We start from the raw sequence: 15,003 nt of genomic DNA on the forward strand, positions 1-15,003 counted from the left end.
GACCCCGGCCGCCCTCGCGGCGAGGTGCCCTGCGGCCGGGTCCGGCGTCCGTCGGGGACAGGGGTGGTGAGTGGAGAGAAGGTGTGCTCGGAAGACTCGTACGCACATGCCTGCTACGGTGCGCCCATGGCGGCGAAGCAGGCCGAACAGGCACTCGTGGAACGGTGGCGGGACGTGCTCGCGCTGCATGCGCGCACCCAGTGCGAGATCGACCGAGCCCTGCACGGACACGGCCTGTGCGCCAGCGACTTCGAGGTCCTCGACATCCTCGCGCAGGGCCCCGGACCGGGCGGCTGCTCCTACCGCGTCCAGGAGATCTCCGAGCACGTCCATCTCAGCCAGAGCGCCCTCTCCCGGCTGGTCGCCCGGCTGGAGAGGGAGGGCCTCGCCGAGCGCGGGACGTGCCCGGAGGACCGGCGGGGAGTACGGGTGTCGCTCACGGCGAAGGGGCGCGCGCTGCACGGTGAGGTACTGCCCGTGCAGCGCGCGGTGCTGGCCCGGATGCTCTCCGACGGCTGACCGGCGGGGTCCTCAGCCCACGGCGGACGTCTCCCGCCACAGCGCGGCGAGCTCCGGATCACCCGACACCGCCGGTACCGGCACCCGGTTCCACAGCGCGAGATACAACTGATCGGCGGGTCCGGCCAGTTCGCACTCCGCGTCCCCGGCCGTGCCCCGGCTGGTCACGGCCGGTTCCTGGGACAGCCGTACGGTCCACACCGCGTCCGCGTCGGTCGCGCGCACCCGCAGGACACGGGGCGTCCGGGTGCGCACCCGGCTCTTGGGCCGGGCGTGGAACCCGCGCAGCAGCTCGTCGACACCGTCCACGGCGAAATCCGTGGCGACCGGCGACGGCGTGCCGCCGCGTGCCGACTCGGCGTCGAACCGGTGGACGGTCGTCTCGTGCGCCTGCCGGCGGGCCCAGAACGCGAGCGAGGAGGGCGGTCCGGGCAGAAAGGTGAAGCACTCCACGCCGGGCGCCGCCCCCGCCAGGGTGTCCACCAGGCGGCGGTGACCGTCGCGGTACCAGGCCATGAGCGCGGGGCCGTCCAGCGCGGGGTGTTCACCCATCGGACGCGGCGCGGCGTGCCCGTCCGCGACGAAGGCCGCGGCCCACCGGTGCACCACACCGGTGTGCCGGACCAGGTCCCGCGTACGCCACCCCGGGCAGGTCGGCACGGCGGCGTCCGTGCCGGCCCGCTCCGCGGCGTCGGCCAGCAACTGGCCCTCTTTCTCCAGTGTCTCCAGGAACCAGGCAGTGTCCATGGGCAGGAGTCTGCCGTACGGACGTCCGGCCGGGTCTACGGGAGCGGGGTCCCGCCCGTCGCGTTCACGATCTCCGCGGTGATGTACGACGCCTCCTGCGAGGCGAGGAACACGTACGCCGGGGCCATCTCGGCCGGCTGGGCCGGACGTCCGATGGGCGCCTGCTTGCCGAACTCCGCGGTGTCCGGCAGGGTCGCCGGGATCAACGGCGTCCACACCGGCCCCGGCGCCACGGCGTTGACCCGGATGCCCCGCTCGATCAGCATCTGCGCCAGCCCCTGGGTGAACGTGACGATGGCGCCCTTCGTGGTGGCGTAGTCCAGCAGGTGCGGGCTCGGCTTGTAAGCCTGCACAGAGGCCGAGTTGATGATGCTGCCGCCCTCCCGCATGTGCGGCACGGCCAGCTTGCACAGCCAGAACATGCCGTACAGGTTGGTCCGCATCACGCGGTCGAACTGCTCGGTGGAGATCGCCTCGATGCCGTCGGGCTGCGACATCTGGTACGCCGCGTTGTTCACCAGGATGTCGATCCGGCCGAACTCCGAGACCGCGCGGTCGATCAGCGCCCGGCAGTTCTCCTCCTCCCGGACGTCGCACGCGACGGGAACGGCCCGCCGGCCGGCCTCCTCCACCCACCGCGCGGTCTCGGCGGCGTCGTCCTTCTCACTGTCCAGGTACGTGAAGACCACGTCGGCGCCCTCGCGGGCGAACGCCAGGGCGACCGCCCGGCCGATCCCCGAGTCCCCGCCCGTGATCACGGCCGTGCGGTCCGCCAGCCGGCCGCTGCCACGGTAGGAGTCCTCCCCGTGGTCCGGCGGCGGGTCCATGGGACCGGTCCAGCCGGGATGCGGCTGGTCCTGGGACGGGAAGTCGGGGGTCGGGTGCTGATCGACGGGATTCTGCTGCTCGGTCACGGTCTCTCCCGGGTCCGTGGAGGGGCGGTCGTACGGTCGGCGCCCGCCGATGGAGAACCGGCGGACACCGGCGCCCGCCGATGGAGAACCGGCGGACGTCGTCGTCCGGGTACCCCGGCACCGCGCATCCGATCAGGCCCTCCCCGACGCCACCCGGACGGCCCGGGGGCCGGACGGAGTCAGTCCGCGCGCACGTGGCGGGTGGCGAAGCCGATGGCGGTGGCCACCACCGCCAGGACCGCCACGCTGGTCAGCGCGGCCGGGAGGCTGAACCAGTCCGCCATGAAGCCGATCGCGGGCGGGCCGAGCAGCATGCCGCCGTAGCCCAGGGTGGAGGCGGTGGCGACCCCGCCGGCCCCCGCGAGCGCGCCCGCCCGCTCGACGGCCACGGGGAACAGGTTCGCGAGCCCGAGGCCGGTGACCGCGTAACCGAGCAGGGCCGCCCACAGGGACGGCGCGAGCGCGCCGAGCAGCATGCCGGCCGCCGCGGTGGAACCGCCGGCGAGGACGGTACGGGTCCGTCCCAGCCGTTCCAGCAGCGTCGTCCCGGAGAGCCGTCCGACCGTCATGGCCAGCGCGAAACAGGAGTACCCGACGGCCGCGGCACCCGGCGAGGCGCCGAGGTCCTCCTCCAGGTGGAGCGCGCCCCAGTCGGCCAGCGCCCCTTCGCCGTACGCGGTGCACAGCGCGATGAGCCCGAAGACGATCACCAGGGTGCGGGTACGGCGGTCCGGCCGGCGCGGGGCGCCCTGCCCGGTCCGTTCCGTGTCCGCCGGGGTCAGTGGCTCGCACCGCATCAGCGTCCGCCCCGCGACGGCCGTCACGAGCAGCCCCACGGCGGCAAGCCCCCACAGATGCCGGGTGGGCGACAGCGAACCGGCGACCAGGGCGCCCAGCCCCGCGCCGATCATGCCGCCCAGACTGAACGCGGCGTGGAAACTCGGCATGACGGGCCGCCCCAGCGCGGCCACCAGGTCGACGGCGGCGCTGTTGAAGGCGACGTTGATCCCGCCGTACGCCGCGCCGAACAGCAGCAGTACGGCGCCGAGCGCGAGGGCGGAACGGGTCAGCGGGGGCAGCCCGACGCTCAGGCAGAGCAGGACCGCGCAGACGACGGTGACGAGATGGCTGCCGTACCGGCGGCACAGGCGGCCGGTGAGCGTCATGGTGATCACGGCCCCGGCGGAGACGCCGAGCAGGGCCAGGCCGAGGGCGCTCGCGGAGGCGCCGGTCTGTTCCTTGACGGCGGGGATGCGCACCACCCAGCCGGCGAAGACGAAGCCGTCGAGGGCGAAGAAGGCGGTCAGGGCGAGACGGAGTCGGACGAGATCGGTACCCGGCACCACGCTGTGCGAACGGGTTTTGTTTATCAACGGCACAAAGTCAGGTTAGGCAGCGCCGCGACCTGCGGCAAGAGGAGCCGGAAAGGGGCGGATGCGGCCGGTGTGCCGCCGGAGGAGTGAGGACGTTAACCCGTGTGATCGCCCCGGATGGTGGGGCCGGACACCGTGGACGAACGTGGATCATGCCGGAGGCCGGGACATCCGTGCTGACGAGGAGTCAGCTGCCCAGTCTCCCGTGGAAGGACTCCCAAATGCGTTCTGCCCGCATGGTGCTCGCCACCGCGACGGCCACGGCGGCCCTCGCCATCGCCGCGCCCGCAGCCTACGCCGACCACTCGGGCGACGAGGGCTACGACAAGTCTTCTCACAGCAAGGAGTACGACGAGGAGAGCAAGGACGAGGGGTACGGCAAGGAGAGCAAGGACGAGGAGCACGGCAAGGAGAGCAAGGACGAGGACTACGGCAAGGAGAGCAAGGACGAGGACTACGGCAAGGAGAGCAAGGACGAGGACTACGGCAAGGAGAGCAAGGACGAGGGGTACGACGAGGAGAGCAAGGACGAGGACTACGGCAAGGAGAGCAAGGACGAGGGGTACGACGAGGAGAGCAAGGACAAGGACTACGGCAAGGAGAGCAAGGACAAGGACTACGGCAAGCACGACAAGCCGCACGGCGGCGTGCACACGGGCGGTGGGGCCCTGGCCGTCGTGAACGAGGAGGACTGGGGCACCGCCAAGGACTCGAAGTACGACCCCGAGACGTACAAGGAGAAGGACGACTCGGGCAGCGAGGAGTCCTACGGCGGCAAGCACGACAAGGAGTGGGGCAAGGAGGAGAAGCCGCACGGCGGGATGCACACCGGCGGCGGCGGACTCGCCGATCCCGGTGTCACCACGGGCGGTCTGGCCGCACTGGCGGTCCTCGGCGCCGGCGCATACGCGCTGCGCCGCAAGAAGGGCGCCGGGAGCGTGGCCTGAGCCATGCCCGGCTCCATAGACGGGGCCGTCGTACGTGCCCCGCACGTCATGACGGCCCCGCTCGCTCGTCCGTGTGCCGTGTCCGAATGAGGTGGTCCCCCCGATGCCGGCCAGTCCCCCTTCACCCCTCGAAACCGATCAGGCGTCGCCGATGCGGCGGCGGCTGCGCGCCGCCATGACGGCGGTCTTCTGGAGCGGAGCCGGCCTGCTGCTGGTCGCGACGCTGATGGGCGGAGGGGAGGGCCCTCCCGACGACGCGCACGGCCCGCGCGCGGCATCCGCGGCCTCCGCCGCACCGTCCGCCCCCGCCCACCGCGAGCCGGCGGCCGAGCACCTGCCGCGCTCCAAGCCGAAGCGGCTGCTCATCCCCGACATCGGCGTCGACGCCCCCTTCACCGACCTCGCCATCGACAGCAAGGGCCGGCTCGAACCACCGCCGCCCCACGACACCAACCTGGTCGGCTGGTACGCCAAGGGTGTCTCCCCGGGCGAACGCGGTACGGCGATCATCGCCGGGCACGTGGACACGACGACGTCCCCGGCCGTGTTCGTACGGCTCAGCGAACTGGAGAAGGGCGACCGTTTCCGGGTGCTGCGCGCCGACGGCAGCAAGGCGACGTTCGTGGTGGACGAGAAGGAGTACTTCGAGAAGGACGACTTCCCCGACGAGCGTGTGTACGCCGACACCCCCGACGCCCAGGTGCGGCTCATCACCTGCGCCGGGGAGTACGACCGCGCCGCCAAGGACTACACCGAGAACCTGGTGGTCTTCGCCCATCTCGTCTGAACCGGCTGCCCGGAAGGGGGGAGGACGCCTTCCGGGCAGCGGTCCGTCAGACCACGGAGCAGTCCGCGCCGTTCAGGCCGAACGCCGTGGGACTGGGGTTCGCGCCGGTCCACGAGGCCGTGAAGCCCAGGGAGACCGAGCCCGACGCGGGGATCGACGCGGTGTACGGGGCGGAGGCGACGCTGACCTCGGAACCGCTCTGCGTCGGTGTGCCGCCCCACATGTTGGTGATCCGCTGGCCGGCCGGGAAGGTCCAGGTCAGCGTCCAGCCGTTGACCGCCGAGCTGCCGGTGTTGCGGACGGTGACCTCGCCCTGGAAGCCGCCGGGCCACTCGCCGGTCACCCGGTAGCCGATCGCGCAGGCGCCCGTCGTGCCGCCGGAGGAGGTGGTGACGGTCACCGTGGCGGAGCGCTGCGAACGGTTGCCGGCGGCGTCCCGGGCGTAGACGGCGAAGGTGTAGGCCGTGTCCGCGGTGAGGCCGGTGACGGTGGCGGAGGTGCCGGCCGTCGTGGTGACGACGGTCTCCGCGCCGCCGCTGATCCGCACGACGTCGTAGCCCGTGACACCGTTCGCGTCGGTGGCGGCGCCCCAGGTGAGGGTCGCGGACGAGGCGGTCACCGCCGAGGCGGCCGGGGTGCCGGGAGTGGTCGGGGCCGTGGTGTCGTCGCCCGGGCCGGATCCGTAGACCGCGGCCTCCTCGGACGTGGCCGCGATGCCGTCGGCGCCGTTGAAGAGACGCTCGCCCCAGCCGGTGAGCTGGTCCGGGTCGAAGTTCGTGACCATGTCGAGGTATTCGACGCCGCCGCCGTTGCCGCTCCAGGACCAGCCGAGGTAGCCGATTCCGAGCTGCCGGGTGACGGACAGGATGGTGTCCTCGTCGGGGTCGCCGTCGGAGTGGTTGTGGCCGAACTCGCCGACCACGATGGGAAGTTTCGCGGAGACGAAGCGCCCCAGGTAGTCGCTGATCTCGGCGGCGGTGTCGAAGACGCCGTACATGTGGATGGAGAACACGGTGTTGGCGTCCGGGTCGGCGGCGAAGACCGAGGCGGCGTTGTTCCGCATGGTGAACGCCCAGTCCTGGCCCCAGTTGGGGGCGTCGACCATCAGCGTGTGGTCGAACCCGGCGTCGCGCAGCTTCTGGATCGCCGCCTTGGTGTCGGCAGTCCAGGCCGTGTAACCGGTGTTGCCGTACGGCTCGTTGCCGATGTTGACGATCACGTAGTCCTCTTGGCCGGCCAGGGCGCTCTGGACGCTGATCCAGTAGTCGGCGGCCCGGGAGAGGGTGGCCGCTCCGCTCTGTTCGCCGTAGCCGGTGGTGTCGTGCACCTCCAGGACGCAGATCAGCCGGTTCCGCTTGCACTGTGCGACGACGTTTCCCACGTCGGCGGCGTCGTTGCGGGTCCAGCGGTCGCCGCTGGAGAGGACGACGCGCACGGTGTTGGCGCCCTTGGCCTTGATGTGCGCCAGCGAGCCGATCCGGTCGGCGTACCAGGTGTGCGCGTGGTTGACACCACGCATCACGAAGTCGTTCCCGGACGCTTCGAGGAGCCGGCCGTTCTCGACGCGGAAGCCGGTGGGCGCCGCGTGCGCCGGAGTGGTGAAGGCGAGAAACGGGAGGAGGAGTCCCAGGAGGGCGGCGAGCAGGCCGACGGCTCGTGGGGAGGGGGGCGTACGGGGTCTCATGGCGGCTCCGTGGGAGTGTGGTCGGCTGTCCTTGCTTGTGCGTTGTGCGTTGTGCGTTGTGCGTTGTGCGTTGTGCGTTGTGCGTTGTGCGTCGCGCGTCGCGCGTCGGTCCGTGCCGTGCGTCAGGAGACGGCCGTGCAGTCGACGGTCGCCGCCGGGGCCGAGGAGGTTGCCGGGGCGGTGGCGATGAAGCCGAAGGAGGCGCTCGCGCCGGGGGCGAGGGCTCCGTTCCAGTTCGCGTGGGTGACGGTGGCCGTGCCGTCGGCGGCCGTGCCGAGGGTGCCGTTCCAGACCTGGCCGACACGGGCGCCGTCGGCCGGTACGACCGTCACCGTCCAGCCCGTGACGGGAGCGGCGGAGGTGTTGCGTACCGTCACCTCGGCCTGGTAGCCGCCCTGCCAGGTGGAGACCGCGCGGAAGGAGGCGGTGCAGGTGGCGTCACCGGGCTCGTCCGGGTCACCGGGATCACCGGGGACGCCTTGGTCGAGAAGCGCGGCCAGGGCCGGGAACCAGCGCGCGGCGATCTTCTCGTTGCCGGCGTCGTTCGGGTGGACGCCGTCGTAGGTGTCGGTGGCCGTGTCGAATCCCGTCCACTGGTCGACCACGGTCACCGGGGAGCGGTCGGTGCTCGTCGCCGCGGCCCATGCGGGGATCCGGGCGTTGAGGTCGACCACGCGCTGGGCGCAGGCGGCGCAGGTGCCGGGGTTCATGGGAATGATCTGGGCGACGAGGACCCGCATGTCCGGGTTGGACTCCCGCATCTGTCCCACGAGCCTGGTGTAGGCGGCGAGGACGCGGTCGGGGGAGATATTGCTCCAGACGTCGTTCGTGCCGAAGTGCATGACAACGATGTCCGGCAGTGTTGCCGCCAGCCGCGCGGGAAGCAGGTTCCGGTCCGCCACGTTGGTGACCAGTTCGCCGCCGTGCCCTTCGTTGTCCCCGTCGTGCGCCACGCCGCAGCCCTGCGCGGGCAGGGTGCCGACGAAGTCGACGTCCGTGTACCCGGCGTCCAGCAGCCGGTTCCACAGCAGGGCCCGCCAGCAGCCGGGCGATCCGGTGATGGAGTCGCCCAGTGGCATGACGCGCACCGGGCCGGCCGCCGCCGGTGCGGCTGCCGCGGCCGGGGTGGCGGTCACGCCCACGGGGAGGAGCAGGGCGGCCAGCAGGCCGAGTAACGGAAGCGTGCGTATGCCCAGGAGGCGGATGTCGCGCATGGTTGTTCCCCTTCCCTGAAGGATGTGGGAGCGCTCCCATGCGGAACATCAAGCCATCGTTGTCATTGACGCGTCAAGAGGCCGGGGCAAGGCGGGTGCCACGAGAGGCCGGACTCCGCGCCGCGGACCTCTCCGTCACCGGGTGCGAGGAGAGGGCCGGGCCGGGCGGGCCGCGACAGCCGTACGACGGTGACCGCCGCGGCCCGGGGCGGGGGTGACCCTACGGTGTCGCGGCGGGGAACCGGGTGGGCACCACCGGCAGCATCATGCCGTCGCCCAGGGGCGCCGTGTGCGGTACGAGGGCGCCTTCCCTGGCGATCTGGAGCAGGTCCGGGAGTTCGTAGGGCTCGGCGCCCTCGAGGTCGACCTGGTAGCCCATGTCGCCGAGGCTCGCCGCGGTCATCCGGCTCAGCGGGTTGTGCGCACCGGAGATGAACGGCGACATCAGTTCGTTGACGAAGACGGCCTCGCGCCAGTGGCTGTCCTGGGTTCCGGGGCCGCCGAAGTTGGCGACCGGTACCGGGACCGGGTCCTTCTCGCCGAGGAGCGCGGCGAACTCCGCCATCGCGCCCGCACCCACGAAGGTGGGGTTCCGGCTGCCGGCGCCCTTGAGGAGGCCGAAGTCGCTCCACAGGGTGCCGATGCACAGGACGTGTCCCATCTCGTGCGTGATGACGTCGACCAGTGTGCCGTTCGCTTCCATCACGGCGAGGTCGGCGGAGTCGAACCTCATCACGCCCTTCGCCGGCAGGAGCCGGCCGAACTGGGCGGACTCGTCGCGGAAGTCGGTGGGCCCGGCCATCCCCAGGATCTGCCCGGGACCGTCGATGTCCACCCCCTCGGCTTCGATCAGCAGGTCGTCGATGACATCACCGCCGACGAGTGCGGTGTCCAGGTCCCCGACGATGACCCTGGCCCAGCGGTCGGCCGCCGTGGCGAAGGCATCCTGCTGAGTGCTCGTCAGTCCGCCGAGAAAGCGGACCTCGATGGTGAACGGCGAGGTCGTGCGGGCGACTTCCCTGGCCCGCTCGAAACTGGCGACCGCCCGGTACGTAGGGAAGGTGTTCGTGGCGACGCTGCCCATCGTGCTCTCCTCGTGTCGGCCCCGCGGCAAGTCACCCCCCCTCCGACCACACTAGGCCGATCGGGTGGGCGGCGCGCGTCGGCCGGTCACGCCGCCGTCCTCGGCGTGCGGGTGGGCGAGTCCCCTCCTAGCATGGATCGCGGGGCGTGTCGGAAACCCCCCTTTCCCGGTCCCGCTCACCCGGCACCCCGGTTCCGGCCGTGAGCCGACCACCGCCGTCCCGGCCGCCGGCACGCTGCCCGCCGCCGGGACCTCCCGCGCCCACCGTTCCACGGGCTGGTGACGGAAGCGGCGGCGGAGCAAGGAGTATTACGTTGACCGAGCAACGACGTGCCGGACGGCCCTCCACGGCCGGGTACCGTACGTCCCTCTTCTGGCGGATCGTCACCGGCGGGGCCGAGTACGTCGACCGGCGCGTCGGCTGGGACCGGCTGCCCGTCCTGCCGGGTCTGCTGGCTCTCCTGGGACTGCGGGTCAGGCTCCGGCAGGAGAACCTCCACGACACCGGTTCCCTGCCCTCGGTGAATCCGCCCGGCATCGGGCCGCCTTCCGGGAGCCACCGGGTCAACCGGACCGCCGACGGCAGTTACAACGACCTCGACGAGCCGCGCATGGGCATGGCGGGCACCCGTTTCGGCCGGAACATCCCCCTGGACAGGATCGGCCCGGCCACCCCCGAGGACGTGCTGTCCCGGCCGAGTCCCCGCGAGGTCAGCAGCGCCCTGCTCACCCGCGACGAGCTGATCCCGGCCGAGTCGGTCAACTCGCTGGTCGCCGCCTGGCTCCAGTTCATGGTCCGTGACTGGTTCAGCCACGGCACGAGTCCCACGGAACGGCCCTGGGAAGTACCGCTCACGGACGACGATCCCTGGCCGGAACGGCCCATGCGGATCATGCGGACGCCGGACGACCCGACCCGGGACCCGCGGGCACCCGCCGGGACGCCCGACACCCGTGTCAACGTCTCCTCCCACTGGTGGGACGCCTCACAGATCTACGGGGCGGACGAGACCGCACAGCGGCTGACGCGCACCGGCGAGAGGGGCAGGATCCGTCTGTGGGACGACGAACGGTCACCGTCGCCCACGGACCCCTCCCGCGTGCCCGGGTTCTGGTTGGGACTCGCGATGATGCAGGACCTGTTCGCCCGGGAGCACAACGCGATCTGCGACCACCTGCACGACGCGTACCCGTCGTGGGCCGACGAGGAGCTGTTCCAGCGCGCCCGGCTGGTCAACGCGGCCCTCCTCGCCAAGATCCACACCGTGGAGTGGACACCGGCGGTGATCAGCCACCCCACGACCGTCAAGGCGCTGCGCGCCAACTGGTGGGGCCTCGCGGGCGAACGCGTGCACGACCTGTTCGGCCGGATCAGCCGCAGCGAGGTCGTCAGCGGCATCCCCGGCGGCGCCCGTGACCACTACGGCGTCCCGTACTCCCTCACCGAGGAGTTCGTCGCCGTCTACCGGATGCACCCGCTCATCCGTGACGCATGGCATCTGCGTTCCGTGACCGACGACCGGACCCTGCGGCACTGCACCCTCCGCGACATCTCGGGGCCCGGCGCGCTGGAGATCCTGCGGACCACCGGGACGGCCGACCTGCTCTACAGTTTCGGCACGCTCCACCCGGGACTGGTCACCCTGCACAACTTCCCCAGGTTCCTCCAGGAGTTCGAGCGCCCGGACGGGCATCTGCAGGACCTCGCCGCCACGGACATCCTGCGCTCCCGCGAACTGGGCGTCCCCCGGTACAACGAGTTCCGGCGGCTGCTGCGGCTGCGGCCCACGGCGGACTTCGACGAGCTGACGGACGACCCGGTGTGGGCGGAGCAGATCGAGCGGCTCTACGACGGCGACATCGAGAAGGTCGACCTCATGGTCGGGCTGTACGCGGAGAGGCGGCCGGCCGGGTTCGCGTTCAGCGACACGGCGTTCCGCGTCTTCGTCCTGATGGCCTCGCGCCGGCTGAACAGCGACCGCTTCTTCACCGACCACTACACCCCCGAGGTGTACTCCAAGGCCGGCCTGGCCTGGATCGACGACAACAGCATGATCACGGTGCTGCTGCGCCACCACCCGGAGCTGCGCCCGGCCCTCGCGGGCCTGACGAACGCCTTCGTGCCGTGGCACACCGCCACGGGGGCGGACACCTGACACGGCGGACGGACAGGCCCCGCGAGCAGCGGGAACCCCGGCTCACCGCGGCGGGCATGGCCGGGCCGGCCGGGCCGCGGTGAGCCCGGTGTCCACCGCGGCCGAGGCGCCGTCGCCGCCCGGAGTACGTACGGCGACGGCGCGGACGAGCCACCACGTCGTACGACCGGCGGCGCGCCGAGCGCCCCGGTGCCCGAGGCCGCCGGACGACGCCGGCCCGCGGGCCGGACGCGTCCTCGAGTGCCAGGTCGCGCGTCCCCTGCCGCGGAGGGATCCGCCGGCCGGCGGACGCACCGGCCGGCGTGATCCTTCCCCGCGCCGCCGGGACACGCCGCCCCGCGGGCGATCAGACCTCGGCACCCTTCCGGGGCAGCGCCTTGCGCACCAGCGGCCAGGCCAGCAGCAGCACGACGACCGCGTAGACGATCACCGAGAACGGTGTGTCGACCAGACCCGTGACACTGCCGTCACTGATCTGCAGGGCGCGGCGCAACTGCTGTTCGGCGGCCGGGCCGAGGATCACCCCGATGACGGCGGGCAGCACCGGCAGCCCGTACCGCCGCATGCCGAACCCGATCAGGCCGATGATCAGCAGGATCACCAGGTCGATCACCTCACCGCCGACCGCGTACGCGCCCACCGCCGCGAAGAACATGATCCCGGCGTACAGGTACGGCCGCGGGATGCGCAGCAGCTTCGCCCACACCGGCGCCAGCGGCAGGTTGAGGGCGAGCAGCAGCACCATGCCGACGAACAGCGAGGCGATCAGACCCCACACCAGGTCGGGTTCGCGTTCGAACAGCAGCGGACCGGGCTGGATGCCGTACTGCTGGAACGCGGCCAGCATCACCGCCGCGACCGCTGTGGTCGGCAGACCCAGGGTCAGCATCGACACCAGCGTGCCCGCCGCCGAGGCCGAAGCGGCCGACTCCGGGCCCGCGACACCCTCGATGGCGCCCTTGCCCCACTCGTCCTTGTGCTTCGACAGCCGCTTCTCGGTGACGTACGACAGGAAGGTCGGGATCTCCGCACCGCCCGCCGGGATCGCCCCGAACGGGAAGCCGATGAACGGGCCGCGCGCCCAGGACTTCCAGGTGCGCTTGAGATCACCGCGGCCCAGCCACGGCCGGCCCACCGGGATCGGCTCCGGCGGCCGGCGCCGCAGGTGCGCCGCGACCCACAGGGCCTCGCCGATGGCGAACAGGCCCACCGCGACGATCACCACGTCGACGCCGTCGGCGAGTTGCAGCGAGCCGAAGGTCAGCCGCTGCTGGCCGGTCATCTGGTCCAGGCCCACCAGGCCGATCGTCAGACCGATCAGCAGCGAGGCCAGACCCCGGATCCGGGACGAACCCAGCACCGACGTCACCGCGATGAACGCCAGCACCATGATGGCGAAGTAGTCCGGGGCGCCGATGTCCACCGCGAGATCGGCGACCGTCGGAGCCAGCGCGACCAGCAGGACCGTGCCGACCATGCCGCCGGCGAAGTGCCCGATCGCGGCGGCCGCGAGGGCCTGCGCGCCGCGCCCCGACTTGGCCATGGGGTTGCCCTCCATGGCCGCGACCACGGCCGCGCTCTCCCCGGGCGTGTTCAGCAGGATCGAGGTCGTCGAACCGCCGAACATCGCGCCGTAGTAGATCCCGGCGAACATGATGAACGCGCCGGTCGGCTCGAGCCCGTACGTCACCGGCAGCAGCAGCGCCACCGCCATCGCCGGGCCGATGCCGGGCAGGACGCCGATCGCGGTGCCGAGCAGCACGCCCACGGCGGCCCACAGCAGGTTGAGCGGGGTGAGGGCCGTACCGAAGCCGTCCATGAGGGAGTTGAGGGCGTTCACGTCAGAGCACTCCCATCAGCGGACCGCCGGGCAGCGGCACTCCGAGCAGGTTGTTGAACACGGCGTAGGTGACGAAGGAGACCACCGCCGCGATCAGCGGATCGCGGTCGGGTCTGCGGCTGCCGAGCGCGAAGGCCGCGCCCCAGAAGAGCAGCGCGCCCGCGAGGGGGAAACCGAGCGGCTCGATGAGCACCGCGGACCCCAGGAACACGCCGGCCAGCAGCGACACCGTGCGCCAGTCGGCGGGTTCGGACAGGTCGACGTCCTCGCCGGTCTCGGCCTGCCCCCGGCCGCCGCGCAGCACGTCGACGGCGAGGAGCGCGGCGATGACCAGCAGGCCCGCACCGACCACGACCGGCACGGTCCTCGGGCCGACCGGCCCGCGCTGGGTGATGTCGACGTCCATGGTGAGGGCGTCGGTGAGGACGAGCACGCCGAGGGCCAGCAGCAGGACGCAGACGCCGAGTTCGGAGTGGTCGCGGAGCCAGGAGCGGCGTGCGGCGGTGGGGGCGGGGGTGTTGTCGTCGGTGGTCGTCGTCACAGTCCGAGCTCCTTCAGTACCGAGACCACGCGCTTGTCCTCGGCGTCCAGGAACGCGCCGAACTCCTCGCCGGTCAGGAAGGCGTCGTCCCAGCCGTTGCGCTTCATCGACTCCCGCCACTCGTCCGAGTCGTGCAGCTCCCGCACCAGGCGGACGAGCTTGTCGCGTTCGGCGTCGGTGAGGCCGGGCGGGGCGACGATGCCGCGCCAGTTGGTGAAACTCACGTCGTAGCCCGCCTCCTGGAGCGTGGGCGCGTCGAGTCCCGCGACGCGCTGCGGGCCGGTGACCGCGAGCAGGCGCAGTTCGCCGGACTTGATCTGGTCGAGGTACTCACCGACCCCGGAGACGCCGAAGGCGACCTTGTCGCCGAGGATCGAGGCGAGCAGTTCGCCGCCGCCGTCGAAGGGGATGTAGTTGACCTCCTTCGGCGCGATGCCGGCCGCCCGCGCCATCAGCATCGGCGCGAGATGGTCGGGCCCGCCGGGGGAGGACCCGCCGCCCACCGGGAGCTTGCCGGGGTTCTCCTTCCAGGCGCCGATCAGGTCGTCGACCGTCTTGTACGGGGAGTTCTTCCCGACCACGACGACGTCCTGCTCCTCGGTGAGCCGGGCGATCGGAGTGGTGTCCGCGAGGGTCTTCGGCGTGTCGTTGGAGCGGACGGCGCCGACCACGCCCAGGCCCATCGACATGGCGAGCTTGCCGTTGCCGTGTTCGCTCACCAGCCGGCTCAGGCCGACGGTGCCGCCGGCGCCGGGCAGGTTGAACACCTCGACGGAGTGGGTGAGTCCGGCGTCCTCGGCGTCCTTCGCGGCCGTACGGGCCGTGATGTCGTAGCCGCCGCCGGGTGTGTTGGGAACCATGAAGCGCAGGCCCGGGATCTGCGTGCCGGTCTCGGTGCCGCTGCCGGTCGTGAGCAGCGGCGGGCCCACGAGCAGGAGCACGGCGGCCCCGAGCAGGGCGAGGGGTGTGCGCAGGCGCACGAAAGCCACCACCTGTCGGTCGGTCGTCTGGGATCACGCCAGGCCCCGCGGGGGAGGGTGACGCGGGCCACATGGTGCCCGCACGCCGCCGGGCTGTCGCGCTTGCGGAAGCAATGGAGGTTGTGGTCATTGCGTCAGCACGGGTGCGTCAGTGGCGCACGTCTCTTTCCTCAGCCGCAGGTGGGGGCCATGATGGGCGGTTCCGGTCACCTCACCG

Annotated in this window: 13 protein-coding genes; 4 read left to right on the forward strand and 9 right to left on the reverse strand. The window is 71.9% G+C overall.

The genetic code is table 11. The features are described 5' to 3' along the window. Positions 1 to 126: 126 nt before the first annotated feature. Positions 127 to 519 (forward strand): MarR family winged helix-turn-helix transcriptional regulator, encoded by a 393-nt coding sequence (locus IH50_RS0123745; protein WP_030865834.1) that lies wholly within the window; start codon positions 127 to 129, stop codon positions 517 to 519. A gap of 12 nt (positions 520 to 531) precedes the next feature. Here the strand turns inward: IH50_RS0123745 and IH50_RS0123750 are convergent, their stop codons facing one another. From IH50_RS0123750 to IH50_RS0123760, 3 genes are all read right to left on the reverse strand, one after another. Further along, positions 532 to 1,266 (reverse strand): maleylpyruvate isomerase family mycothiol-dependent enzyme, encoded by a 735-nt coding sequence (locus tag IH50_RS0123750; protein ID WP_030865836.1) that lies wholly within the window; start codon positions 1,264 to 1,266, stop codon positions 532 to 534. Between the two features lie 35 nt (positions 1,267 to 1,301). After that, entirely contained in the window at positions 1,302 to 2,180 is an 879-nt protein-coding gene (locus IH50_RS0123755) for an SDR family oxidoreductase (protein ID WP_030865838.1), read from the reverse strand. Positions 2,181 to 2,359: 179 nt separating this feature from the next. Continuing rightward, entirely contained in the window at positions 2,360 to 3,523 is a 1,164-nt protein-coding gene (locus IH50_RS0123760; protein WP_030865842.1) for an MFS transporter, read from the reverse strand. Between the two features lie 251 nt (positions 3,524 to 3,774). Here IH50_RS0123760 and IH50_RS39140 point away from each other — a divergent pair, with 251 nt between their 5' ends. Both IH50_RS39140 and IH50_RS0123770 read left to right on the forward strand, forming a co-directional pair. After that, positions 3,775 to 4,500: a hypothetical protein gene (locus IH50_RS39140; protein ID WP_030865844.1), complete on the forward strand. Its 726-nt coding sequence runs from the start codon at positions 3,775 to 3,777 to the stop codon at positions 4,498 to 4,500. A gap of 103 nt (positions 4,501 to 4,603) precedes the next feature. Beyond that, complete coding sequence (locus IH50_RS0123770; RefSeq protein WP_199822125.1) at positions 4,604 to 5,287, forward strand: class F sortase; 684 nt, start codon at positions 4,604 to 4,606, stop codon at positions 5,285 to 5,287. Between the two features lie 46 nt (positions 5,288 to 5,333). On the opposite strand, the gene IH50_RS0123775 is transcribed toward IH50_RS0123770, so the two are convergent. From IH50_RS0123775 to IH50_RS0123785, 3 genes are all read right to left on the reverse strand, one after another. Then, on the reverse strand, positions 5,334 to 6,971 hold the full coding sequence (locus IH50_RS0123775; protein ID WP_030865846.1) for a cellulase family glycosylhydrolase: 1,638 nt from the start codon (positions 6,969 to 6,971) through the stop codon (positions 5,334 to 5,336). Between the two features lie 122 nt (positions 6,972 to 7,093). After that, positions 7,094 to 8,185, reverse strand: coding sequence for a GDSL-type esterase/lipase family protein (locus IH50_RS0123780; RefSeq protein WP_030865847.1), 1,092 nt, complete (start codon positions 8,183 to 8,185; stop codon positions 7,094 to 7,096). A 220-nt stretch (positions 8,186 to 8,405) separates the two neighbouring features. Beyond that, positions 8,406 to 9,269 (reverse strand): leishmanolysin-related zinc metalloendopeptidase, encoded by an 864-nt coding sequence (locus tag IH50_RS0123785; RefSeq protein WP_030865849.1) that lies wholly within the window; start codon positions 9,267 to 9,269, stop codon positions 8,406 to 8,408. Positions 9,270 to 9,583: 314 nt separating this feature from the next. Between IH50_RS0123785 and IH50_RS0123790 the strand changes: the two genes are divergently transcribed. Beyond that, positions 9,584 to 11,425: a peroxidase family protein gene (locus tag IH50_RS0123790; RefSeq protein WP_030865850.1), complete on the forward strand. Its 1,842-nt coding sequence runs from the start codon at positions 9,584 to 9,586 to the stop codon at positions 11,423 to 11,425. A 346-nt stretch (positions 11,426 to 11,771) separates the two neighbouring features. Here the strand turns inward: IH50_RS0123790 and IH50_RS0123795 are convergent, their stop codons facing one another. Genes IH50_RS0123795 through IH50_RS0123805 form a run of 3 tightly spaced genes read right to left on the reverse strand, consistent with a single transcriptional unit; the run spans position 11,772 to position 14,786 of the window. After that, positions 11,772 to 13,265 (reverse strand): tripartite tricarboxylate transporter permease, encoded by a 1,494-nt coding sequence (locus IH50_RS0123795; protein ID WP_030865856.1) that lies wholly within the window; start codon positions 13,263 to 13,265, stop codon positions 11,772 to 11,774. A gap of 1 nt (position 13,266) precedes the next feature. After that, entirely contained in the window at positions 13,267 to 13,806 is a 540-nt protein-coding gene (locus IH50_RS0123800; RefSeq protein ID WP_030865857.1) for a tripartite tricarboxylate transporter TctB family protein, read from the reverse strand. Next, a complete protein-coding gene (locus IH50_RS0123805; protein ID WP_030865858.1) occupies positions 13,803 to 14,786 on the reverse strand; it encodes a Bug family tripartite tricarboxylate transporter substrate binding protein in 984 nt (327 codons plus the stop codon). Before IH50_RS0123805 ends, IH50_RS0123800 begins: the two co-directional genes overlap by 4 nt. Between the last annotated feature and the right edge of the window lie 217 nt (positions 14,787 to 15,003).

Origin of the sequence: Streptomyces sp. NRRL S-37 (assembly GCF_000721605.1) — a bacterium.
Classification (GTDB): Bacteria; Actinomycetota; Actinomycetes; order Streptomycetales; family Streptomycetaceae; genus Streptomyces.

Excerpts from the sequence above, each read along its gene's own strand:
- IH50_RS39140 (WP_030865844.1), top strand. The coding sequence starts at position 3,775 with ATGCGTTCTGCCCGCATGGTGCTCGCCACCGCGACGGCCACGGCGGCC.
- IH50_RS0123785 (WP_030865849.1), bottom strand. The coding sequence starts at position 9,269 with ATGGGCAGCGTCGCCACGAACACCTTCCCTACGTACCGGGCGGTCGCC.
- IH50_RS0123780 (WP_030865847.1), bottom strand. The coding sequence starts at position 8,185 with ATGCGCGACATCCGCCTCCTGGGCATACGCACGCTTCCGTTACTCGGC.
- IH50_RS0123770 (WP_199822125.1), top strand. The coding sequence starts at position 4,604 with ATGCCGGCCAGTCCCCCTTCACCCCTCGAAACCGATCAGGCGTCGCCG.
- IH50_RS0123745 (WP_030865834.1), top strand. The coding sequence starts at position 127 with ATGGCGGCGAAGCAGGCCGAACAGGCACTCGTGGAACGGTGGCGGGAC.
- IH50_RS0123775 (WP_030865846.1), bottom strand. The coding sequence starts at position 6,971 with ATGAGACCCCGTACGCCCCCCTCCCCACGAGCCGTCGGCCTGCTCGCC.
- IH50_RS0123750 (WP_030865836.1), bottom strand. The coding sequence starts at position 1,266 with ATGGACACTGCCTGGTTCCTGGAGACACTGGAGAAAGAGGGCCAGTTG.